This window comes from candidate division TA06 bacterium B3_TA06 (assembly GCA_005223075.1).
In the GTDB taxonomy this organism is placed as follows: domain Bacteria; phylum Hydrothermota; class Tepidihabitantia; order B3-TA06; family B3-TA06; genus B3-TA06.
The window spans coordinates 80,619-98,346 of the sequence record NJBO01000005.1 but is presented as its reverse complement, the minus strand read 5'-3'; the positions used below and the strand labels follow the sequence as shown (position 1 = coordinate 98,346).

Sequence of the window (17,728 nt, the reverse complement as noted above, 5' to 3'; positions counted from 1 at the left end):
TTAATCCCCTCCCACCAGGGGAGGGGAAGTTATTTGACTAAGACCACTTTCTTCGTTTGGTATGACGCCCCACCCTCAACCCGTGCGAAGTAGACGCCGGAGGGCTGGGAGGAGGGCGGGGAGGGCGTCCAGGTGCCTTTGCCCTGGATGGTTTCTTCAAGCACCTTACGCCCGTCGGCGGAGTAGAGGGTAAGTTTTGCTTCGCCAGGGACATCGTAGGCAAGGCGGTTGAGGGACGCTTCAAGGCGGATGGGGGACTCCATAACTGGCTCCTCTTCAAGGCTCACATAGCCGAGAGAATCGGTCTTTATCAAGAGAACCTCCGTTCCTCTGCCCCAGGGACAGTAGGAGCCTGTCGACCCGCAGATAACATAACCTCCATCTGAGGTCACCTGAACGCAGCGCCCTTTGTCCTCAGCTTTGTTGCCAAAGGTGCGCGTCCAAAGCGTATCCCCGTGCTCATCGGTCTTTAGGAGCCAAACCCCACCTGTGAACTGCTTGAGTTCCTTCACACCTGTGATGATATAGCCGCCATCAGGGGTCTGGCAAATGGAGTAACCGATGTTGTAACCTTCGCTACCATAGAGGTGCGCCCAAAGAGAGTCCCCGCTTGCATCGGTCTTTAAGATGAACAACTTGCTTGAATCGGGCACACCAACACGCCTCGTCTCTCCGCTTATGATATACCCGCCGTCCGAGGTCTCCTGAACGCAGCAGCCCATAGCGAATGGTCTCTCCTCCCCTAAACTATAGAGGCATGCCCAAAGGGAATCGCCGTCCCCATCGGTTCTCATTAACCGTACTAACCATCCCTTGTCACCAGCATATTGTTGTCCTGTAGTGATATAGCCACCATCATGGGTCAGTTGCAAGTGCCTGCTCTTCTCTTCATACAAACGCATCCAAACCGAGTCACCCGCCGAGTCGAGCTTTAGAAGCCCGTATCTCCCTGATATTACATATCCTCCATCCGAGGTCTCTCGCACGCAGGTGCCTAGAGTGGGCCGCATGGAAGTGAAAATCCTCCACCACAAGGAGTCGCCATTCTCATCAGTTTTTAAAACCGCTGTCCAGCCTGCCCTTTCTCCTGCGACGATGTAGCCCCCGTCCGAGGTCTGCTGAACACAACGAGCTCCACGTTCGGATCCGTCCCCACTCGACAGGGGGGTACGGGTCCATAATGTATCTCCTAGGGAATCCGTCTTGACGAGGTAAAAATAATCCCACCTTCCTTTCATGGAGTGACCTGCGACGATGTAGCCCCCATCCGGGGTTTGCTCCACCCAGTAACCACCATCCTCACCTATCCCTCCATAGGTATGAATCCACCCTGCAGAGAGCGGGACGCTAACAAGTAGCAGGCTTGCTACTATGATGATACGTGAAGTCCTTTTCATGTATACCTCCAACGTTAATATAAGACAAACCAGGGATTTGTCAAGGTTTAGTGGAGGATTACAATCTTGCCAACAGCACTGCTTGAGTTGGACTTCACCCTGGCGAAATACACTCCTGCGGGGAGGAGGGAGGAGGGCGGGGAGGGCGTCCAGATGCCTTTGCCCTCGATAGTTTCTTCGAGTACCTTGCGGCCGTCGGCGGAGTAGAGGGTAAGCTGCGCCTCGCCGGGGACGTCGTATGAGAGCCGGTTGAGGGATGCTGAAAGCTGGATGACAGACTCCATAACTGGCTCCTCTTCAACGCTCACATAGCCGAGAGAATCGGTCTTTATGAGCAAGATGTCCTTTGAGCCGCCAGGACTGTAAGATTCCATGTATCCAGTGATGATATAACCTCCATCTGAGGTTACTTGAACGCAGTTGCTTCTGTTCCTATCCCAAGCGTTGCCAAAGGTACGTGTCCAAAGCGTATCGCCCAGCTCATTGGCCTTTAAGAGCCAAACTGCGCTTGTAGAGTCCGAGTATCTTTTCGTACTTGCGATGATATATCCACCATTAGCTGTCTGACAAATGGAGGTGCGGAAGGTGCCATCAGTGACGCCGTCGCCGTAGATGCGCGCCCACAACGAATCGCCCACCGAGTCGGTCTTCAAGATGAATAAGCTCCCATTCGTTATTCCGCTTATGATATAGCCTCCGTCCGATGTTTCCTGAACGCAGTCGCTCCTGGCATTTAGTTCCTCGTCCCCCACGCTATAGGCGCGTGCCCAAAGGGAGTCGCCATCTACATCGGTCTTCAATAACCATGGATCGTTTGGCCCGCCAAGTTCCTGCTCTGTTACCCCAGTGACGATGTAACCTCCATCTGATGTCAGCTGCAGACTGGTACCCTCCTGCCGATATTCTCCGCCGTACTCGCGCGTCCACACCACGCGTCCCGTATCGATTTTGGAGACTAATAGCTCATAACCATATTCTTGGGTGGACGCGGAGCCTGTGATTATATAACCGTCATCCTGGGCCTCTCGCACGCAGGGGCCGGAAACTCCCCATTCTAGAGTCCACAAGGTGTCGCCATTCTCATCAGTCTTTAAGACCCATAGTCGTGTGAAGTTCATCCCTACGATAACATATCCTCCGTCCGAGGTCTGCTGAACGCAGTAGCCTTCCGCCATATGTGTTGGCAATGCCCAGTAATTGCGTGCCCATAGGGTATCGCCTACGGAATCTACCTTGAGAAGATAAAGATCTTGGTGTAAGTAAGGATTATAGGGAAGTCCGAAGTGTCCTGTAATGATGTAGCCTCCGTCTGAGGTCTGCTCCACCCACTTACCGCGGTCACCATATTCCCCTCCATAGGTGCGTATCCAGCCCCCATAGAGCGGGATGGTAACAAGTAGCAGGCTTACTGCTACACTAAGCTGGCAAATCCTTTTCATGTAGACCTCCGCTATTAATGTTTATTAATGTTAAGACAAAATCCTCGTTTGTCAAGTGGGGGCGGTTGCCCCGCCCACGAGCATCACCGCAACCGCGGCGATGATAAGGAGTTTTTTGGACATTACGTCCTCCTTTGTTTGATTTTTTCACGAAGATGCCTTATGCACCCCCGGGTACCTTCATTATAGCCCCCCCCTCATTGTCAAGTATTTTAGACATAATCAAACTAAATAGTATCACAATTCAATCTTGGATTGGCCTACAGCCTCCACAGGTTGTCTTGACACGCGATTTTTCTCGACTATACTCCCTCAAATTCCCCGGTAGCTCAGCGGAAGAGCGGGTGGCTGTTAACCACTAGGTCGGGGGTTCGAATCCCTCCCGGGGAGTTAATTCACCCCAAGCGAATACCTCGTATTCGCTCGGGGACCCCGAGAACAATCCACTGATGTTATAAGTCCCTGAATGATTCGACCGGATATCCTCTCAACCACTTCAGGTGACATAAAGAGTAAGGCCCCGCAAAACCGGGGCCTTTTTAACGTTAACTAAGCCTTTCCAGGGATTAAAGGAATCCTGCGGATTCCGTCAACCGCGACCTTCCTTAATCCTTCCAAGAAGTTTGTCAAAGGCCTTAAGATGCTTACGCTCAGCGATCCAGATAGACATTCCGGTGTAGCACTCATGAGTCATACGCCAGGTTGTTTCCCAGAAGTTGTACCGATGTACCTCGAATGATTCGTCCTCTTGAAGCAGAAGCCCGGCTGCAGGGGCAAACGAGACGCGCAGATAAGGGTAGGAGGCGTAAAGGGACATTATGATCCGACCGTCGGAGATAAAGTGGATACCTAGTTTATCCGCCCTGACCTCTTCGATGCGGGTGCCCAACTTATCCTTGATAAGATCGATCGCACCGTCAAGAAGATCAGGGTTGAGCATGCGGCTCGCCCAAAATTCTTGGGTCTTTTTGTCAACTATAACTTCCATACATAAGAATAGTCAAAAAATAGCCCTTGTCAACTGTAATGCAAATGTTACACCTGTTTTTGGGCCTAAGTGCAAGTGCGCCATGCACATGTAAGATTTTACGTTCAATTGGATTGTAACATGATTAAGGAGCAAGTCAAGTAAATCTCCCCTTTTCTGGCAAAGGCAAAGGTTTAAGAAATTACCAAAGGGATTGAATATTTAACCGATTGAATCGAAGCAGCATGAAGTATAAAATACTTCAAGGGGCAGACTCTACCCCGAAGGGGTACGGGATGTTACGGGGTGTTACGGGTTACGGCAAAGCTAACCGGCTCAGGCTGCCAGATATCGAGCTGTGAGGAGGAAGGTTTGCCTGGCAGGTGTCCGTCAAGCAGGACGTAGCCGAGCGCGTTCCTGGTAACTGCCCCCATGCGTTTAAGCTGATCAAGGCTGCGGATTCGGTGTTCTGTGCGGATACGCAGGATTCGTTTAACGGTGATGGGGCCGAACCCTGGGATTCTTAGAAGAAGCTCTTTGGGTGCGGTATTTACCTCTACAGGAAAGTATTCCGGATGTCCCTCGGCCCAGATCGTCTTGGGGTCTTTTCTTAAAGGAAGATTCCCCTCTTCAGTAAACCCGATCTCTTCCATTGAGAACCCGTAGCGTCGAAAGAGGAAGTCAGCTTGGTAGAGCCGGTGCTCTCGCAGTAGGGGCGTTGGCTTAAGCCCATCAAGCGGCGTACCTACTGCAGGTTGAAACGCGCTGAAGTAGATACGTGAAAGGTCAAGCTTATCGTAAAGATTCTTGGAGATGCCTAAAATCTCGGTATCCGACTCACCTGCAGCACCCACCACGAACTGTGTGGTCTGTCCTTTTGGGCCGTAGCGCTTGCCGTGATTGGCCTGTTTTATTAACCTGGAGAGTAAGCGGATGCGGCTGAGAAGCTCCTCACTAAATCTCTTCTGAGGTGCGATTTTTGAAAGCCTGGACACGGATGGGGCCTCAAGGTTAACGCTTACCCTGTCGGCAAGCTTTACCGCACGTTCAAGTTGCGATATACCGGCTCCTGGAAGAACCTTAAGATGAATATATCCCTGGAACCGATACCGATAGCGTAAAAGCTCAACCGTTTTGATCATCCGATCCATCGTCTGGACAGCGCTCTTGAAGATCGCCGAGGACAAAAATAGCCCCTGCACAAGGTTGGCGTGAAACATCCTCATGAAGAGCGAGGCAAGTTCCTGTGGCGCAAAGGATAGGATAGGCTGGTCGTTGCCTCGCCGGTTAACGCAGTAGAGGCAGTTGTTCTCACAGACGTTGGACATAAGGACCTTCATTAGAAGTATGGAACGGCCGTCAGGCAGGGCGGCAGGGTAAACCCAGCGCTCCATATGCCCACGCTGGCGATGCGCTTTTGGATCGTTCTTGGGATTACAACACGCACCGCACAGGTCATACTGGGCAGCAACCCCCAGGGCTTCCAGCTTCTCTTGAGAGTCCATATGTTTACTCTACTCAAAAATCAGGATTTGTCAACCCCCCCCCCGTAACACACCCGTAACACCCGTAACACACATCTCTTTCCCTCTCCCCCAGAGGCAGCAACTCCTAAAGTTGTAGCGGCCAAAGACACAGCAAAAACCTAAAGCCGAGATGAGCTTGGACATTCAACCGATTCGCTTCGTAACCGTCGTTCTTCGGAGCTTCGTCCGTTCGGATACAACAGCACAACTCCACCCCACAGGTCTGCTGGGCAGCTGCGGTGGGACCACCGAAGAATCGTTTTCAATCTTTCCTTCCGCTTCTCCATAGAAACCTTTGGCCGCTTGCGATCTTTTATCCCAAAGGGACAAAAGGAGCATTAGTTCACCCTCCCCCTACCCCCTCCCGTCAAGGGAGGGGTGTAGATTATCCAGTCCAGTGTGGCGCAGACAAGAGTGCCTCTCTATCGCTTCTTGCACCCCCGCAGGACAGAAGCCGGACTCCGCTCCATCGGCTACAATCATCTTGATAGGAACTTCATCAACTTCCCTGTCTTTTGCTTGACGATCTCGATCCCTTGCTGCCTGATAACAATGTAGGGTCGCACATATCTTCCTTGTTCCACTGGAGACGGCAGTAATGTTTTAAGTGTGGTGATCATAGATTGTTTTCTCTTTCGGACTGTCGGTATGAGTGCGGGAGTTACCACATCAGGTCAAGATGGCTTATCAATCTGCAACTCGTCAAATCACCACCCTGTGATGGCTAATTCCCAGACGGTTTAAGTGAAAAACACTAATCCTGCTTTTTGCCCATTCCAAGAGCATGGGAAAGCGCAGAGAGTATCTTGGCGGAAGCAAACTCAGAGGACTCTTGCTTTTTGTATTGCTCGGTGAGAAAACCCAGGGCCTTTTTTCCGAAGCGTTTTTCAAGAAGCCCTATCTGTGCCACGCGCACGTCTGCAGGAACCTCTACGTTGGTTATCCGTTCACAGAACGCTTCAAAACGTTCATCCTCAGTTAACTCGTCGCCGCAGCCTTCCGCATCCAGGGTGACTTCCCTTTTACAGTGAGGGCAGTAGATACGACGCAGGGCCGCAGAAAACCACCCATTGTATAAGAAGCGCAGCTTCATTCGCTTTGAGTAGCTAAGGTAGGCAATCCAAAAGATCGAAACAAGCAAACCCGCTATGTTGTAGCCGGTTGCATTGCCCATAAAAAACTCAACAATGGAGAAAACCGCCATCAGGCCGAGGAATCCAATAACCAGGTACAGGGCGATCGGCTTCCTGAGGATAAAGAACACGAGCAGGACACCTATATGTAAGAACAAAAGCACCAGAAGGATCGCCGCAGGGGCATTCTGGGAAACAACATCCAGCACCGGCCCGACATAGGTTCTATCCAATATCTTAACAAGTGTGCCGAAGATAAGGATAATCGCGGCTATCTCGTAAAGCAGGAACAACCACTCAATGAGACCGAACTCCCCGGCGTTCCGCGCCTCGGTTGGGGAGTATTCTTCAAGTAAACGGTTATAGGTCATTGAAGCAATCCTCGAATCAGTTCAAGCAACTCGGCCGGGGAGGAAAACACGTAATCGGCTTGATCGGCCAGCTTCTCCCCCACCGCTACTCGAAGTGCACCCTCAGGCAACGCTGCAAAACCATCACGGTCGGTGGTGTCGTCACCAAAGTAGACGATCAGCGCGTTGTCTGAGGGACAAAAGTTTTCGACAAGGAAGGAGACCGCAATCCCCTTGTTCATGCCTGAAGGACGCAGCTCCACAACCTCCTTGCCTTCGACGATCTCCATCTCCTCGTAGCTCTCAAGAGCTTCGGCTTTAGAGTAAAACTCCTCGTAGGCGTGCTCTACCGTCGTTTCATCGGCGAGGCGGTAGTGCATGGCAACGGCACATCCTTTGTGCTCGATAATTATGCCTGGCCAGTCCGCGAGCTCTTCAAGGCTTGTCGCAAAAACATCTAAATCTTGCTGAATCGCTTCATCATCAAGTATGGACTGTTCAAGCTCTCCAGGCATCTGAAGCTCGCACCCATGACATCCGGCAAGCGCAACAGGGATTGTAGATGGAATAAACTCCTGCAGCTCTGAAAGGCTTCTTCCGCTGAGGATCGCCACGTTAGTCATGGGACGCTCTAAAAGCTGTCGCAGGACTATCTTTAACTCAGGCGGAGGGATAACCGAATCAGGTGTCGGGGCTATATCAACAAGGGTCCCGTCAAAATCAAAAAGCAACAAAAGCCCTGAAGAAGACTTAATGCGATTCAACAACTCATCCTTCTGGCTCATACCTTCTTCCTCCGTACCCTCTTACCATCGTAAGAAGACTCCTTCAAACGATCCAGGAATGCCCTGCCCCATTTCTCAACGTTTTTGCGGCGCAGACGTTTACGCATCCGGCTCATACGTGTGCGCCTTTCTGCAACATTTATCTCAAGTGCTTCCTTGAGCCCACGGACAAGCGAAGGTATACTGTAAGGATTCACGATCACCGCTTCCTTCAGTTCCTCGGCAGCACCCGCAAACTCCGAAAGCACAAGCATCCCTTTTTGTGGATCCTGAGCCGCCACGTACTCCTTGGCTATAAGGTTCATGCCATCACGCAGGGGTGTAACAAAACATAGATCCGCGGCGAGATAATAGGTGACGAGTTCCTCAAAAGGCAAGGCACGAAAGTAGTAGTAAACCGGGGTCCAGGCAGCATGTGCAAATCGGCCGTTTATCCTTCCAACCGCATTCTCAACCTCCTGTCTCATTCGATAGTATTCAGGGATCTGAATGCGACTCGGAACCGATATCTGTACAAACGAGATCTTGCCCAGGTAACGAGGATTCTCCTCAAGGAACCTCTCCACTGCCGCAAGACGCTCGGGTATACCCTTGGAGTAGTCAAGCCTGTCCACACCCAGAACGATGTGCTCCACCCCAATATCCTGCCGCAGGCGCTTGGCCGCCTCCTGGGTCTCTTCTTTATGGACAAGCTCTTGAATCCCTGGGTAATCCACCCCCATCGGGAATGCCTCCACCTTAACCGTCCGCTTATTACGAATCAACCCCTTGCCAAAGGAAACATCCCTCTTCAATATATCCTCTACGGCGTGCAGGAAGTTCTGAACGTACGACCGGCAGTGAAACCCAATAAGGTCGGCTTTGATCAACCCTTCAAGAAACTCCTTACGCCAGGGCAGTGTTCTGAAAAGATCAAAAGGGGGAAAAGGTATGTGCCAGAAGAAACCGATCTTCGAACGCACACGCAGCGAACGCAGCATCATTGGAACAAGGGCCAGATGATAGTCGTTTACCCAGATGAGATCAGAAGGCTTTGCCTCTTGGGCAACCGCGGCGGCAAATTTTTGATTCACAGCCACATAGACCCGCCAGTCTTCCTCAAGATAAGCGGTACGGCCAAGGAAATTATGGGCAAGCGGCCAGAGCGTGGAGTTGGAAAAACCCAGGTAAAAGTGCTTGAGTTCGTCAAAATCAAGGGGGATAAGTTTAAGATCAAAGGTAGGATTGGAGGGTGGAATACGATAGGTATCGGCAGAACAGTTCTCAGGAGCCGTTCCCCATGCTATCCACATCCCTTTTGTTGAGCTAAGCACCGGTTCCAGACCGGTAACCATACCACTGACGTTGCGGACCATGCGCATGGTGCCACCTGTTGATTCCAGGTAATAGGGACTACGGTTGGAGACCACCAGAAGACGACGTTTCTTCTTTTTTGAAGAACGCCCGGATAAATTCTCCTGCCCGGTCTTTTTGCTTCTCTCTGATCTCACGGCATCATCCTATCTTAGAAAAAGGAATTGTCAAGTATGCTGAGGGTAAATGCTAAGTCACCCTTAAAGAAGGTTAACGCGACCAGAAAAGGTCAGTGTTTGTCGCGAAGCCTTACCGATACAGAGTAGCCCGAAATAACAAAGAGAAATGTGGAAACTATAGTCACAAGACCATCAGCAAAGAAAACCGCAAAAGATAAAAGGGGTAACTGGATGCCGAGAAGTATTAAAGCAACAATCTGAAGCCTGAGGAAAACCCGCAGACCTTTCTCTTGCTCCAGCAACTTAAGGCTGCGTTTGGTAGTAATAAAAAGTATAATTGCCGCCGCCACGATACCCACCCAGATAAGCCCGATGCTAACACGCATCCATACGTTGGTTATGCCGAAGAAAAACGCCACCCCCTCGAGCGTTGCCTTGACTGCCCCCCATATAAGACAACGCATCCATCCCCTACGAGCAAGTTGTCTGGAAGCCAATATCCGGTAGCGAGCAATCAAAGAGTTCATCTTTTCCATTAAGACGAAACCTTACCCCTGCCTGTTGCTTAATCTCCGTCCGGCGACTGAGCAATACATCGTTACCAGGTAGCAAGGGGTTGAGATCGCCTCCCTTCATTCGGTCAGTCGCGATGACGGAGGATGCTTGGTTGTGTCCTTCCAGCTATTGTATCCGAACGGACGAAAGCCTCCGATCCACATTGCTTTTGTCATTGCAAGGACGGACGAAGCTCCGAAGGACGACGGCTACGGAGCAATCTCATATGTACCTATATATCATCGAACCGCGGATTATCCGAGTCCTTAAATCACCAGCTATCGAGAGATCTTAAAAGGACTCCTCTACATTCACATCGTGCCACATATAAGATTATTCGGCGAGCCTCATCCTTCTGAGCCACGCAAGCCTTCGGCTTGCTCGCAATGACTCCTTGTCTCCTCCCCCTTGATGGGGGAGGATTAAGGAGGGGGTGTCATTGCAAGGAGTCCTATGAGATCGCTACCCTCCCTTCATTCTGCGTAACCTTAGTAACTATCTCTTGAGGTGCAGACCTTTTAACGGGCTTGACAATCCATTTTAGCAAACTATAATATAGTTGACGGGTTAAAAGCCGTCAGGAAACTTCAAGACCATAAGGAGGTTTGCAAAAATGGGTAAGATAAAGAGATACGACCCCTTCTGGGGAATTGACTCATTCCGCCGTGATATGGATCGGTTGTTCGACTCGTTCTTCGGCCGCTGGCCAAGCGAGGGGTATCCAACATTGTGGGGCCCAGCTGTTGATATTGAGGAGACCAAGGACTCACTCGTTGTCCGTGCCGAGATCCCGGGCATGAAGAAGGAAGACATCAAGATCCAGACCGTCGGTGACAACCTTGTGATCTCAGGGGAGCGGCGGCATGAGGCCGAGGAGAAGGATCGGCACTTCCATCGCGTAGAGCATGCCTACGGGAAGTTTCAGCGTGTGGTCTCCTTACCGATCGAGGTTGAGTCTGACAAGGCCAAGGCCAGCTATAAGGAAGGCGTTCTGGAGATAACCTTCCCCAAGTCTGACAAGGCCAGGGCCAAAGAGATCGAGGTAGAATGACACCCCACGAAGTTACTGCGTAACTTCGCGGGGAACCCCGAAGCTAATTGCTCCTTTTTGACTAACGTCAAAAAGTTCGCAAAAAAACAACGAAAGGGCCGGTTATAAACCGGCCCGACATTTTTTAATCCTGCGATCTTTTTAGCCTTCCAGACGAAAAAGGAGCATTTAATTGGGGTCCCCGCGAAATCACTCTGTGATTTCGTGGGGTGTTACAGTGTTATCAGGTCGCCGTTCTTCCTGCGCAAGGAGTGAAATACAAGAAGCCAGCGGCGGATGTGATGCGGAACCAACAGGTTGTTGCGCACATACTCCCGTGCCTGCTGACCGAAGCGCTTTGCTATGTTCTCGTTGCCAAAAAGTTGTCGGATTCGATAGGCAAGACCTTCTACCGAGTGGGTAAGGAATCCGGAAACCCCATGCATTATCTGATGCCGGATGCCGCCGATATCGGTTCCCACCACCGGCTTGGCTTTCCACATCGCCTCGGTCACGGTGAGTCCGAATCCTTCCCGCCTTGAGTTCTGGACAACTACGGTGGCCGCACGCTGAAGCGCGTTTATCTCTCGGTGCGAGTCCGGCGGCAGGTTGAGGATATGGATGTCTGGGTCATCTCCGGCCATATCTTGAATCTCGGCAAGCACCGCCTGACTTTCAGGATCGTCGGTGGCAGAACCTCCGGCAAGTATCAAGCGGCAGTCATACCAGCGTCGCACCAGCCTGAAGGCCTCTATGGCGCCAAAGGGACCCTTCAATCTATCAAACCGCGCGACCTGCAGAATGATGCGTTTGTCATTCGCTACACCTAGCTTGTGAAGTGTCGAAGAGACCTCCTCCTCGGAGAGTTTCTCGTTCTTCGGTGCAAGTGGGTCTATCGCCGGCGGGACGATGAACTGCGGCGCCATCAGGTTCTTAGTGTACTGAGGCAGATGGAACACCGCCCCATCGTAGCGTTCAACGAACGGCCTCAGGAAACCCCAGACCCTGAGATCGGCCTCGGATAGATCGATGTGGCAGCGCCAGGCCCAGCGATTGGAGCGATCAGGGTAGCGTTCAATCATCGCCACCGGCTGGGGATCGTGTATCACCACGAAGTCGACATCCTCAGGTATCTTGGGAGCGTTTTTGCCAACGTTATCAAGATATGCGGCAAACATCTCCTCGGTGAATTCCTCGGGCTGGCCGTGAAGGGCGTTGTGGAACTTCTTTGTAATGGTGAAGAAATCTTTCTCGCCGGTTATGACCTCCCAATCCACCTTCATACCCAACTCTTCAATAATCGGTATGAACCAGCCGAGGATCTCTGCAACGCCTCCCCCCTCCTTGGTTGAGTTAACGTGGACGATCCTTACCGGACCCAGCAAACGCGCCAGCTCCTCTATCTCCCTGATAACACCCGAGGTAACGATCGGGGCGTAATCCTCAAGGTGATGTTTGTTGTTACTTGATGGCATCATGGACCACGGCTATTATCTTGTTTCTTAACTCTTCCAGGTTGTACTCGTAGGGAGAGAAGGTGTTGATGGTCGCGGCAAGATCAGGCATATCCAGTTGTGTCTTAAGCCAGTCGGAAAGATCGTTGGTAGGCTCACGTAGACGAAGCCTGGACTCTATGAGATGATAAAAAATGCTCTGCGGTGAGACCACACGCAGTGCCTGCATGAGCTCAGGTAGACTCGAGGCCTGAACACCTAAGGGATAAACGAAACTCTTCATACACAGGAAGTAGAAGGCCTGCTCCTCGGATACGCGCAGGAAGTACTCGGTCTCCCCTACGTAAGCATCAACGATCTCTATAAGCCGAGCGCGTGCGTCGCGCAGACGCGTAAACTCTAAAGGATCAAACGAGGCAAGCTTCTCCCCCAACGTCTTCTGCCAGAGCACCCCCCATACCCACTGAGCAAAGTCGTTCATGTAGTCGGTGGTGGTAAAGTGCCGGCGCAGAAGCGAGTGATAGAGGTGATAGAATATAGAGGATGACGGCACCCCGCGCAGACCGGTCAAAAGCGCTTTGAGGTTGTCGGCTTTGTAACCTGAGTAATAGACTATGCCCTGCTCGGTGAAAAACTGAAAAGGCTTGGCCACGCGGAATTATACCACTTCCTCCTAACGAGTCAACCTTTATATCCTCCTTTTCCCCTGCAGGGAAAAGATTGGAATGAAATTATGGAGTGCAACGACCGTGTCGCTTAATGCTCCTTTTTACCCTTCGGCTAAAAAGATCGCAAAACTCTCACCCCCAAACTTTCGACAGGAAAGTTCCTGCAACAAGGCACTCCAAAACATCCCGTCATTGCGACCGACTAAGTTAAAAGTAGGGGCTGACCTTTAGGTCAGCCCGCAATTTATTCAATCGGGCCTTAATGCTCCTTTTTACCCTTCGGCTAAAAAGATCGCAGAGGTGAGGGTGTCATCGCGAGCTCCCGAAGGGAGCGCGGCGATCTCATATATCTGACGTGCCTTGATTAAGGTCGACCTTTGACTACCCCCTGATTCTAATAATAGCCCTGTAGCGCGAACCTTTAGGTTCGCCTAGCCTTTCTAGCGGGGCTAAAGCCCCGCACTACATACCTAATTCCCTTGACTTTCCTCAAGCTTCGCTTAGCATCCTGAAAACATCCTACCAACCCAAGGAGGCATTCCATGTTTTTGATTTTGAGTTTGCTTTGTGCAGTTCCTTCAATCCAGGACACCATCTTTCCACAGGAGTACCTGGTGTGCGGCCCGTTTCTGAGAGGGGTGCGCGAGGCAGGCTGGCGAAACCTGCCAGAGCCTGAAGACGGCTCACGCTACATCCCCAAGAAAGGCGATACTCATTTCAGTGTGATGGCCACCGGCGGATGGGTAGTCTGGGAGAAAGTAGAACTCGATTCCAGCGGTTGGCTTACCACCAACTATCCAAACGTGAAGTGGGATACCCTGCAGGATTTTTACGGAATCTCAGCCCTTTTCAACTCAGGCTACGCCTATGCGGAAGTCGAGGTTCCGGAACGTTCCTGCGCCCTGGCAGTTGCCATGCGGTGCGGTTTCCTTGTCAACAGCCAGAGCTACGCAGGAGACATCTACGGGAAAGGCTACGTTCAGGTGCCGGTGATGCTCGATTCCGGTCTCAACCACATCTGGCTGCGCCTGGGCGGTGCGGGCGACGATAAGGTAAAGTTCATGCTCATTCCTGTAGATGATGACGTAAGGCTAATCACAAAGGACGCAGCGCTTCCTGATCTGGTATATGCCGATTCCACAGGCCCGTTCCTTGCCGCCCTGCCCCTCTCCAACAGTACGGAAGATTGGCTGGAGGATGTAAAGCTGGTAGTCGGCGGAGATGGATTCGTTTCGGATACCTTTGATCTGCCTCCTGTAGCTCCCATGAGCTTCTACAAAGCCCCGTTTAAGTTCTCGCTCGGCGCCCTCCTCCCTGACTCCATCCCCGGCGATACCCTGATACTGCCGGTGTCCGTGGTCTGGGAAAACGGTCGAACCGAAGCCACCCTCAAGCTGCGCTGCAGAGAGCCGGATCAGTCGAGAAAAGAGACCTTCATATCCGCAATCGACAACTCGGTCCAGTATTACGGGATAATGCCTCCTCGAAACTACGATCCCGCCAGAAAATACCCCTTAATCTTTTCCCTGCACGGCGCAGGGGTCGAGGCCATAGGTCTTGTGAACGCCTATACGCAGAAGGACTGGGCTTTCGTGGTCTCGCCCACCAACCGCAGGCCGTTCGGATTCGACTGGCAGGACTGGGGCAGGCTGGACGCTCTTGAGGTGCTGGAACAGGTCAAGGAACGATACCCCATAGACGAGGATCGAATCCATCTCACAGGTCACTCCATGGGCGGGCACGGGGTCTGGCACGTGGGACTTACGCATCCTGATCTCTTCGCCTCCGCATCTCCGGGTGCAGGCTGGACAAACCATCAGCTTTACGTTCCATGGACGTGGCAGAAGTCAATACTGTACGCAGAACCCTGGCAGCTGGCTGTGCGCGACCATGTCCTGCGAACAGACAACCAGCTTGCCCGGCTTGAGAACGCATCCAACCTGCCCATCTACATCCTTCAGGGCGGTGCCGACGACAACGTTCCCGCGTTTCAGGCAAGGCTATACGCTAAAAGGTTAAATCGGCTGGGATTCGATTATCATTACGAGGAGGTGCCGGAGAAGCCCCACTGGTGGTCAGACGACGGCATTGCCTGCGTGAACTGGCCTCGCATGATGGAGTTCATGCAGAAACAGGTTCGCGATCCCTATCCTGAACACGTTTACTACCGCAGCGCCGACCTTACACAGAACAACGGCGCCTACTGGCTGCACATCCATGCAATAAAGGATCGAAGGCAGGACGCAGTGATTGAAGGCTGGGTTGAGGATGATGGATACCGCATCAGGACGGTCAACGTGAGCCGTTTCGCCTTACGCTTACGCGAGGAGAAAGCAGGGACTAAAATTGCGCTGATAATTGACGACGACACACTCTCCACGATAGCCAAGACAGACTCGATTGTGTTCGAGAAAGCAATTCAAAAAACCCGCCACCTCTTGCTATCAACCAGGAAGGGTGCGCAGTTCGGGACAACGACCGAAAGGGTCTGGCAGGTAGCAGAAACCGATACCTACCTCCTCCCCCATCCGCCGATCAAAGGTGCCTACTACGAACCTTTCATCCTTGTTTATGGGACTCAAGCAGACGATGAAACCACTACAAAGCTGTTGCATAAGGCCGCAGGCGAAGCGCAGCGATGGTGGGTAGTGGCAAACGGCACTGTAAGGATTGTGCCGGATACCGCGGTGACCGAAGAGATCATAAGCTCCTACAACCTCATCCTGTTCGGCAACGCGGAGCAGAACGCGGTTACTGCAAGGATCGAGAAAGATCTACCGATCAGGATCGAGGAGGATCGTTTTGTCGTTAGCCAAGAGATACTTCCCCCGGAAGCCATAGCTGCGGTTTTCGTCTATCCCAATCCCTTAAATGATGCAAAAAAGGTCTTGATCTTTGAAGGTATCGGCTCCGATGGCCTGAAGCTTTCCGGCTACTTCTCGAGCCTCTATTCGGGCGCAGGCATCCCTGACTACATCATCTTCTCAGATGCGGTCCACGACAAAGGCTGGGGCGGGGTAATAAAGGCCGGATTCTTTGACGCGGAGTGGATACCTTAGTTCAAAACCGCAGATTTCACAGATTAACGCAGATTTAAAACACCCCTGATCAGTGCAATCTGCGTTCCGAAGGAGAACGACCGTAAGGAGTTCTACTGAAGGGAAACGAGTGAAACGAGTTTCAATCTGTGGTTCAGTTCCTGCGGATACTATTCAACAGACTGGAGAGCCTGTTCCACATTATCTCTTCAAGCAACTTCTTGGTTTGCTTCGTAAAACTCTTTATTTTCGTGGGTTACTTGCTTTGCCTTGCCGTTAGATATCAACTCGCTTAGAATGATCCCCGCGCGGGTTGCAGTGATGCCGAGGCTCTCTTTAATCTGTTCGACAGTCATGGGGCGACGGGCAATTGCGGCAAGAATGCGTTCAGCCTCGCCGTGAGCGCTGATCTGCTTGACCTTCTCACGAAAGGGAAGCACTGCTTCGGTATCAGCAGGAAGGCGCTTGGCGATCTCCTCAAGTTCCCCATAACTAAGAGCTACTGCAGAACCTTCAGACGGCGGCCGAACCACCGTATTCAGGTGAATCTTGGTGTAGCGCATTCGGGATAAAACCCTACGTAATGCCTTGATGTGCTCAGATGAATCGTTTACCCCCTTCACCAGCAGTATCTCAACCCATAAATTGCCGGAGTATTCGTTGGCAAAGGTCACAAGACCCTCGATAACCTTATCGAACTCCAGATCCGGATGTGGTCGGTTCAGCCTGCGCCAGGTCTCCTCGGTGGCGGCATCGAGAGAGGGAACAACAAGATCTGTTGCCATAAGCTCTTCACGGACTTCCAACATCCACAAAAGCGTGGAGTTGGTAAGAACCGCAACCGGTCTACCGCTTTTGCTTTTGATCTCCCTGATCAGCCAGCCTATGTCGGAATTGAGCGTCGGTTCGCCCGAGCCTGAAAATGTGACGTAGTCGAGGTTATTCTGGGCTGCTATTTCCACGACTTCGGCAAGGATTTCTTCCCTGGGGAAAAAGGATTTGCGTTCTATAGTGAGATCCGAGGTCCGTCCCAGCTGGCAGTAGATGCAGTCAAGACTGCAGGTCTTGTAGGACAGTATATCCACGCCCAGGGACAGCCCAAGTCTGCGCGAGGCTACGGGTCCGTATGTGTAACGCACTTCTCCCCTATTCTTCAACAAGCTGAGGCATTATCTGGCCAGCAGGGCCCGCAAGGAAGTAATCTGCGATCGGTGTAATCGCGGATGGCTCAGGATTTACATCGATGATTGTAGCATCGTTGCGGCGCGCAAGGAAAGGAATCTGGGCGGCAGGATAGACAAGACCCGAGGTGCCGATAACTATGCAGCAGTCGCACTCCGAGACGAACTGGAATGAACGTTCAAGGTCATGCGGGTCAAGCTGTTCACCGAACCATACCACCTTGGGCCGCATCAGGCCGTCGCAGTCCTCGCAGGGACAACTCGGGACTTCACCAGGGAGTTCACCAGCGGATTCGTCCACCAGGTGTCCGCACTTCATGCAGTAGGAGTGCATGATGTTGCCGTGAAGTTCTATTACATTCTTTGAACCAGCCCGGGTGTGGAGGTTGTCGATGTTCTGGGTGGCCACCAGGAAATCGGAGTGCAGGGATTCCAGACTGGCCACCGCGTAGTGTCCGGGATTGGGCTTGACCTTTAGTGCCAGAGCACGACGCTCGCGATACCACTTCCACACCTCGCGAGGATTGCGTTTGAACGCATCCAGAGTAGCAAAATCCTCGGCCTTGAACTTTTCCCACAATCCGTCTGCCTCACGGAAGGTGGGGACGCCTGACTCCTTGGAGATACCGGCTCCGGTGAACACAAGAATCTTCGAGGCTTGCGCTATCGCATCGCGGGCCTTGGTGATCTTATCCTGCATGATTTACCTTACAATAACCACAGAGGACACAGA

At 52.0% G+C, this 17,728-nt stretch carries 14 protein-coding genes and 1 tRNA gene; 3 read left to right on the top strand and 12 right to left on the bottom strand.

Features of this window, described 5'->3' with window-relative positions; genetic code table 11:
- Positions 1-29: 29 nt before the first annotated feature.
- Together CEE36_04635 and CEE36_04630 are read right to left on the bottom strand one after the other, a co-directional pair.
- Positions 30-1,397 (bottom strand): hypothetical protein, encoded by a 1,368-nt coding sequence (locus tag CEE36_04635; protein ID TKJ43323.1) that lies wholly within the window; start codon positions 1,395-1,397, stop codon positions 30-32.
- A 47-nt stretch (positions 1,398-1,444) separates the two neighbouring features.
- Complete coding sequence (locus tag CEE36_04630; GenBank protein TKJ43322.1) at positions 1,445-2,836, bottom strand: hypothetical protein; 1,392 nt, start codon at positions 2,834-2,836, stop codon at positions 1,445-1,447.
- A gap of 318 nt (positions 2,837-3,154) precedes the next feature.
- Between CEE36_04630 and CEE36_04625 the strand changes: the two genes are divergently transcribed.
- Positions 3,155-3,226: transfer RNA gene (locus CEE36_04625), tRNA-Asn, on the top strand.
- A gap of 199 nt (positions 3,227-3,425) precedes the next feature.
- Here CEE36_04625 and CEE36_04620 read toward each other — a convergent pair.
- From CEE36_04620 to CEE36_04595, 6 genes are all read right to left on the bottom strand, one after another.
- Positions 3,426-3,824, bottom strand: coding sequence for a hypothetical protein (locus CEE36_04620; GenBank protein TKJ43321.1), 399 nt, complete (start codon positions 3,822-3,824; stop codon positions 3,426-3,428).
- Positions 3,825-4,102: 278 nt separating this feature from the next.
- Positions 4,103-5,308: a putative DNA modification/repair radical SAM protein gene (locus CEE36_04615; protein ID TKJ43320.1), complete on the bottom strand. Its 1,206-nt coding sequence runs from the start codon at positions 5,306-5,308 to the stop codon at positions 4,103-4,105.
- Between the two features lie 775 nt (positions 5,309-6,083).
- A complete protein-coding gene (locus CEE36_04610; protein TKJ43319.1) occupies positions 6,084-6,833 on the bottom strand; it encodes a hypothetical protein in 750 nt (249 codons plus the stop codon).
- Complete coding sequence (otsB, locus tag CEE36_04605) at positions 6,830-7,597, bottom strand: trehalose-phosphatase (protein ID TKJ43318.1); 768 nt, start codon at positions 7,595-7,597, stop codon at positions 6,830-6,832. The genes CEE36_04610 and otsB overlap by 4 nt, the downstream gene beginning before the upstream one ends.
- Positions 7,594-9,087, bottom strand: a complete 1,494-nt coding sequence (locus CEE36_04600) for a trehalose-6-phosphate synthase (protein TKJ43317.1) — start codon at positions 9,085-9,087, stop codon at positions 7,594-7,596. The genes otsB and CEE36_04600 overlap by 4 nt, the downstream gene beginning before the upstream one ends.
- 92 nt (positions 9,088-9,179) lie before the next feature.
- Positions 9,180-9,605: a hypothetical protein gene (locus CEE36_04595; GenBank protein ID TKJ43316.1), complete on the bottom strand. Its 426-nt coding sequence runs from the start codon at positions 9,603-9,605 to the stop codon at positions 9,180-9,182.
- Positions 9,606-10,237: 632 nt separating this feature from the next.
- Here CEE36_04595 and CEE36_04590 point away from each other — a divergent pair.
- Complete coding sequence (locus CEE36_04590) at positions 10,238-10,675, top strand: molecular chaperone (GenBank protein TKJ43315.1); 438 nt, start codon at positions 10,238-10,240, stop codon at positions 10,673-10,675.
- A gap of 212 nt (positions 10,676-10,887) precedes the next feature.
- Here the strand turns inward: CEE36_04590 and CEE36_04585 are convergent, their stop codons facing one another.
- A complete protein-coding gene (locus CEE36_04585; GenBank protein ID TKJ43366.1) occupies positions 10,888-12,129 on the bottom strand; it encodes a glycosyl transferase family 1 in 1,242 nt (413 codons plus the stop codon).
- A complete protein-coding gene (locus CEE36_04580) occupies positions 12,116-12,760 on the bottom strand; it encodes a hypothetical protein (GenBank protein ID TKJ43314.1) in 645 nt (214 codons plus the stop codon). Before CEE36_04580 ends, CEE36_04585 begins: the two co-directional genes overlap by 14 nt.
- A 558-nt stretch (positions 12,761-13,318) precedes the next feature.
- Between CEE36_04580 and CEE36_04575 the strand changes: the two genes are divergently transcribed.
- Positions 13,319-15,835 carry a hypothetical protein gene (locus tag CEE36_04575; protein ID TKJ43313.1) on the top strand — a complete coding sequence of 839 codons (2,517 nt, stop codon included), beginning with the start codon at positions 13,319-13,321 and terminating at the stop codon, positions 15,833-15,835.
- A 188-nt stretch (positions 15,836-16,023) separates the two neighbouring features.
- Here the strand turns inward: CEE36_04575 and CEE36_04570 are convergent, their stop codons facing one another.
- Positions 16,024-16,974, bottom strand: a complete 951-nt coding sequence (locus CEE36_04570) for a radical SAM protein (protein TKJ43312.1) — start codon at positions 16,972-16,974, stop codon at positions 16,024-16,026.
- The gene (locus CEE36_04565) at positions 16,961-17,695 is read right to left on the bottom strand and encodes an NAD-dependent protein deacylase (protein ID TKJ43311.1); all 735 of its coding nucleotides are present in this window, start codon (positions 17,693-17,695) and stop codon (positions 16,961-16,963) included. The genes CEE36_04570 and CEE36_04565 overlap by 14 nt, the downstream gene beginning before the upstream one ends.
- Between the last annotated feature and the right edge of the window lie 33 nt (positions 17,696-17,728).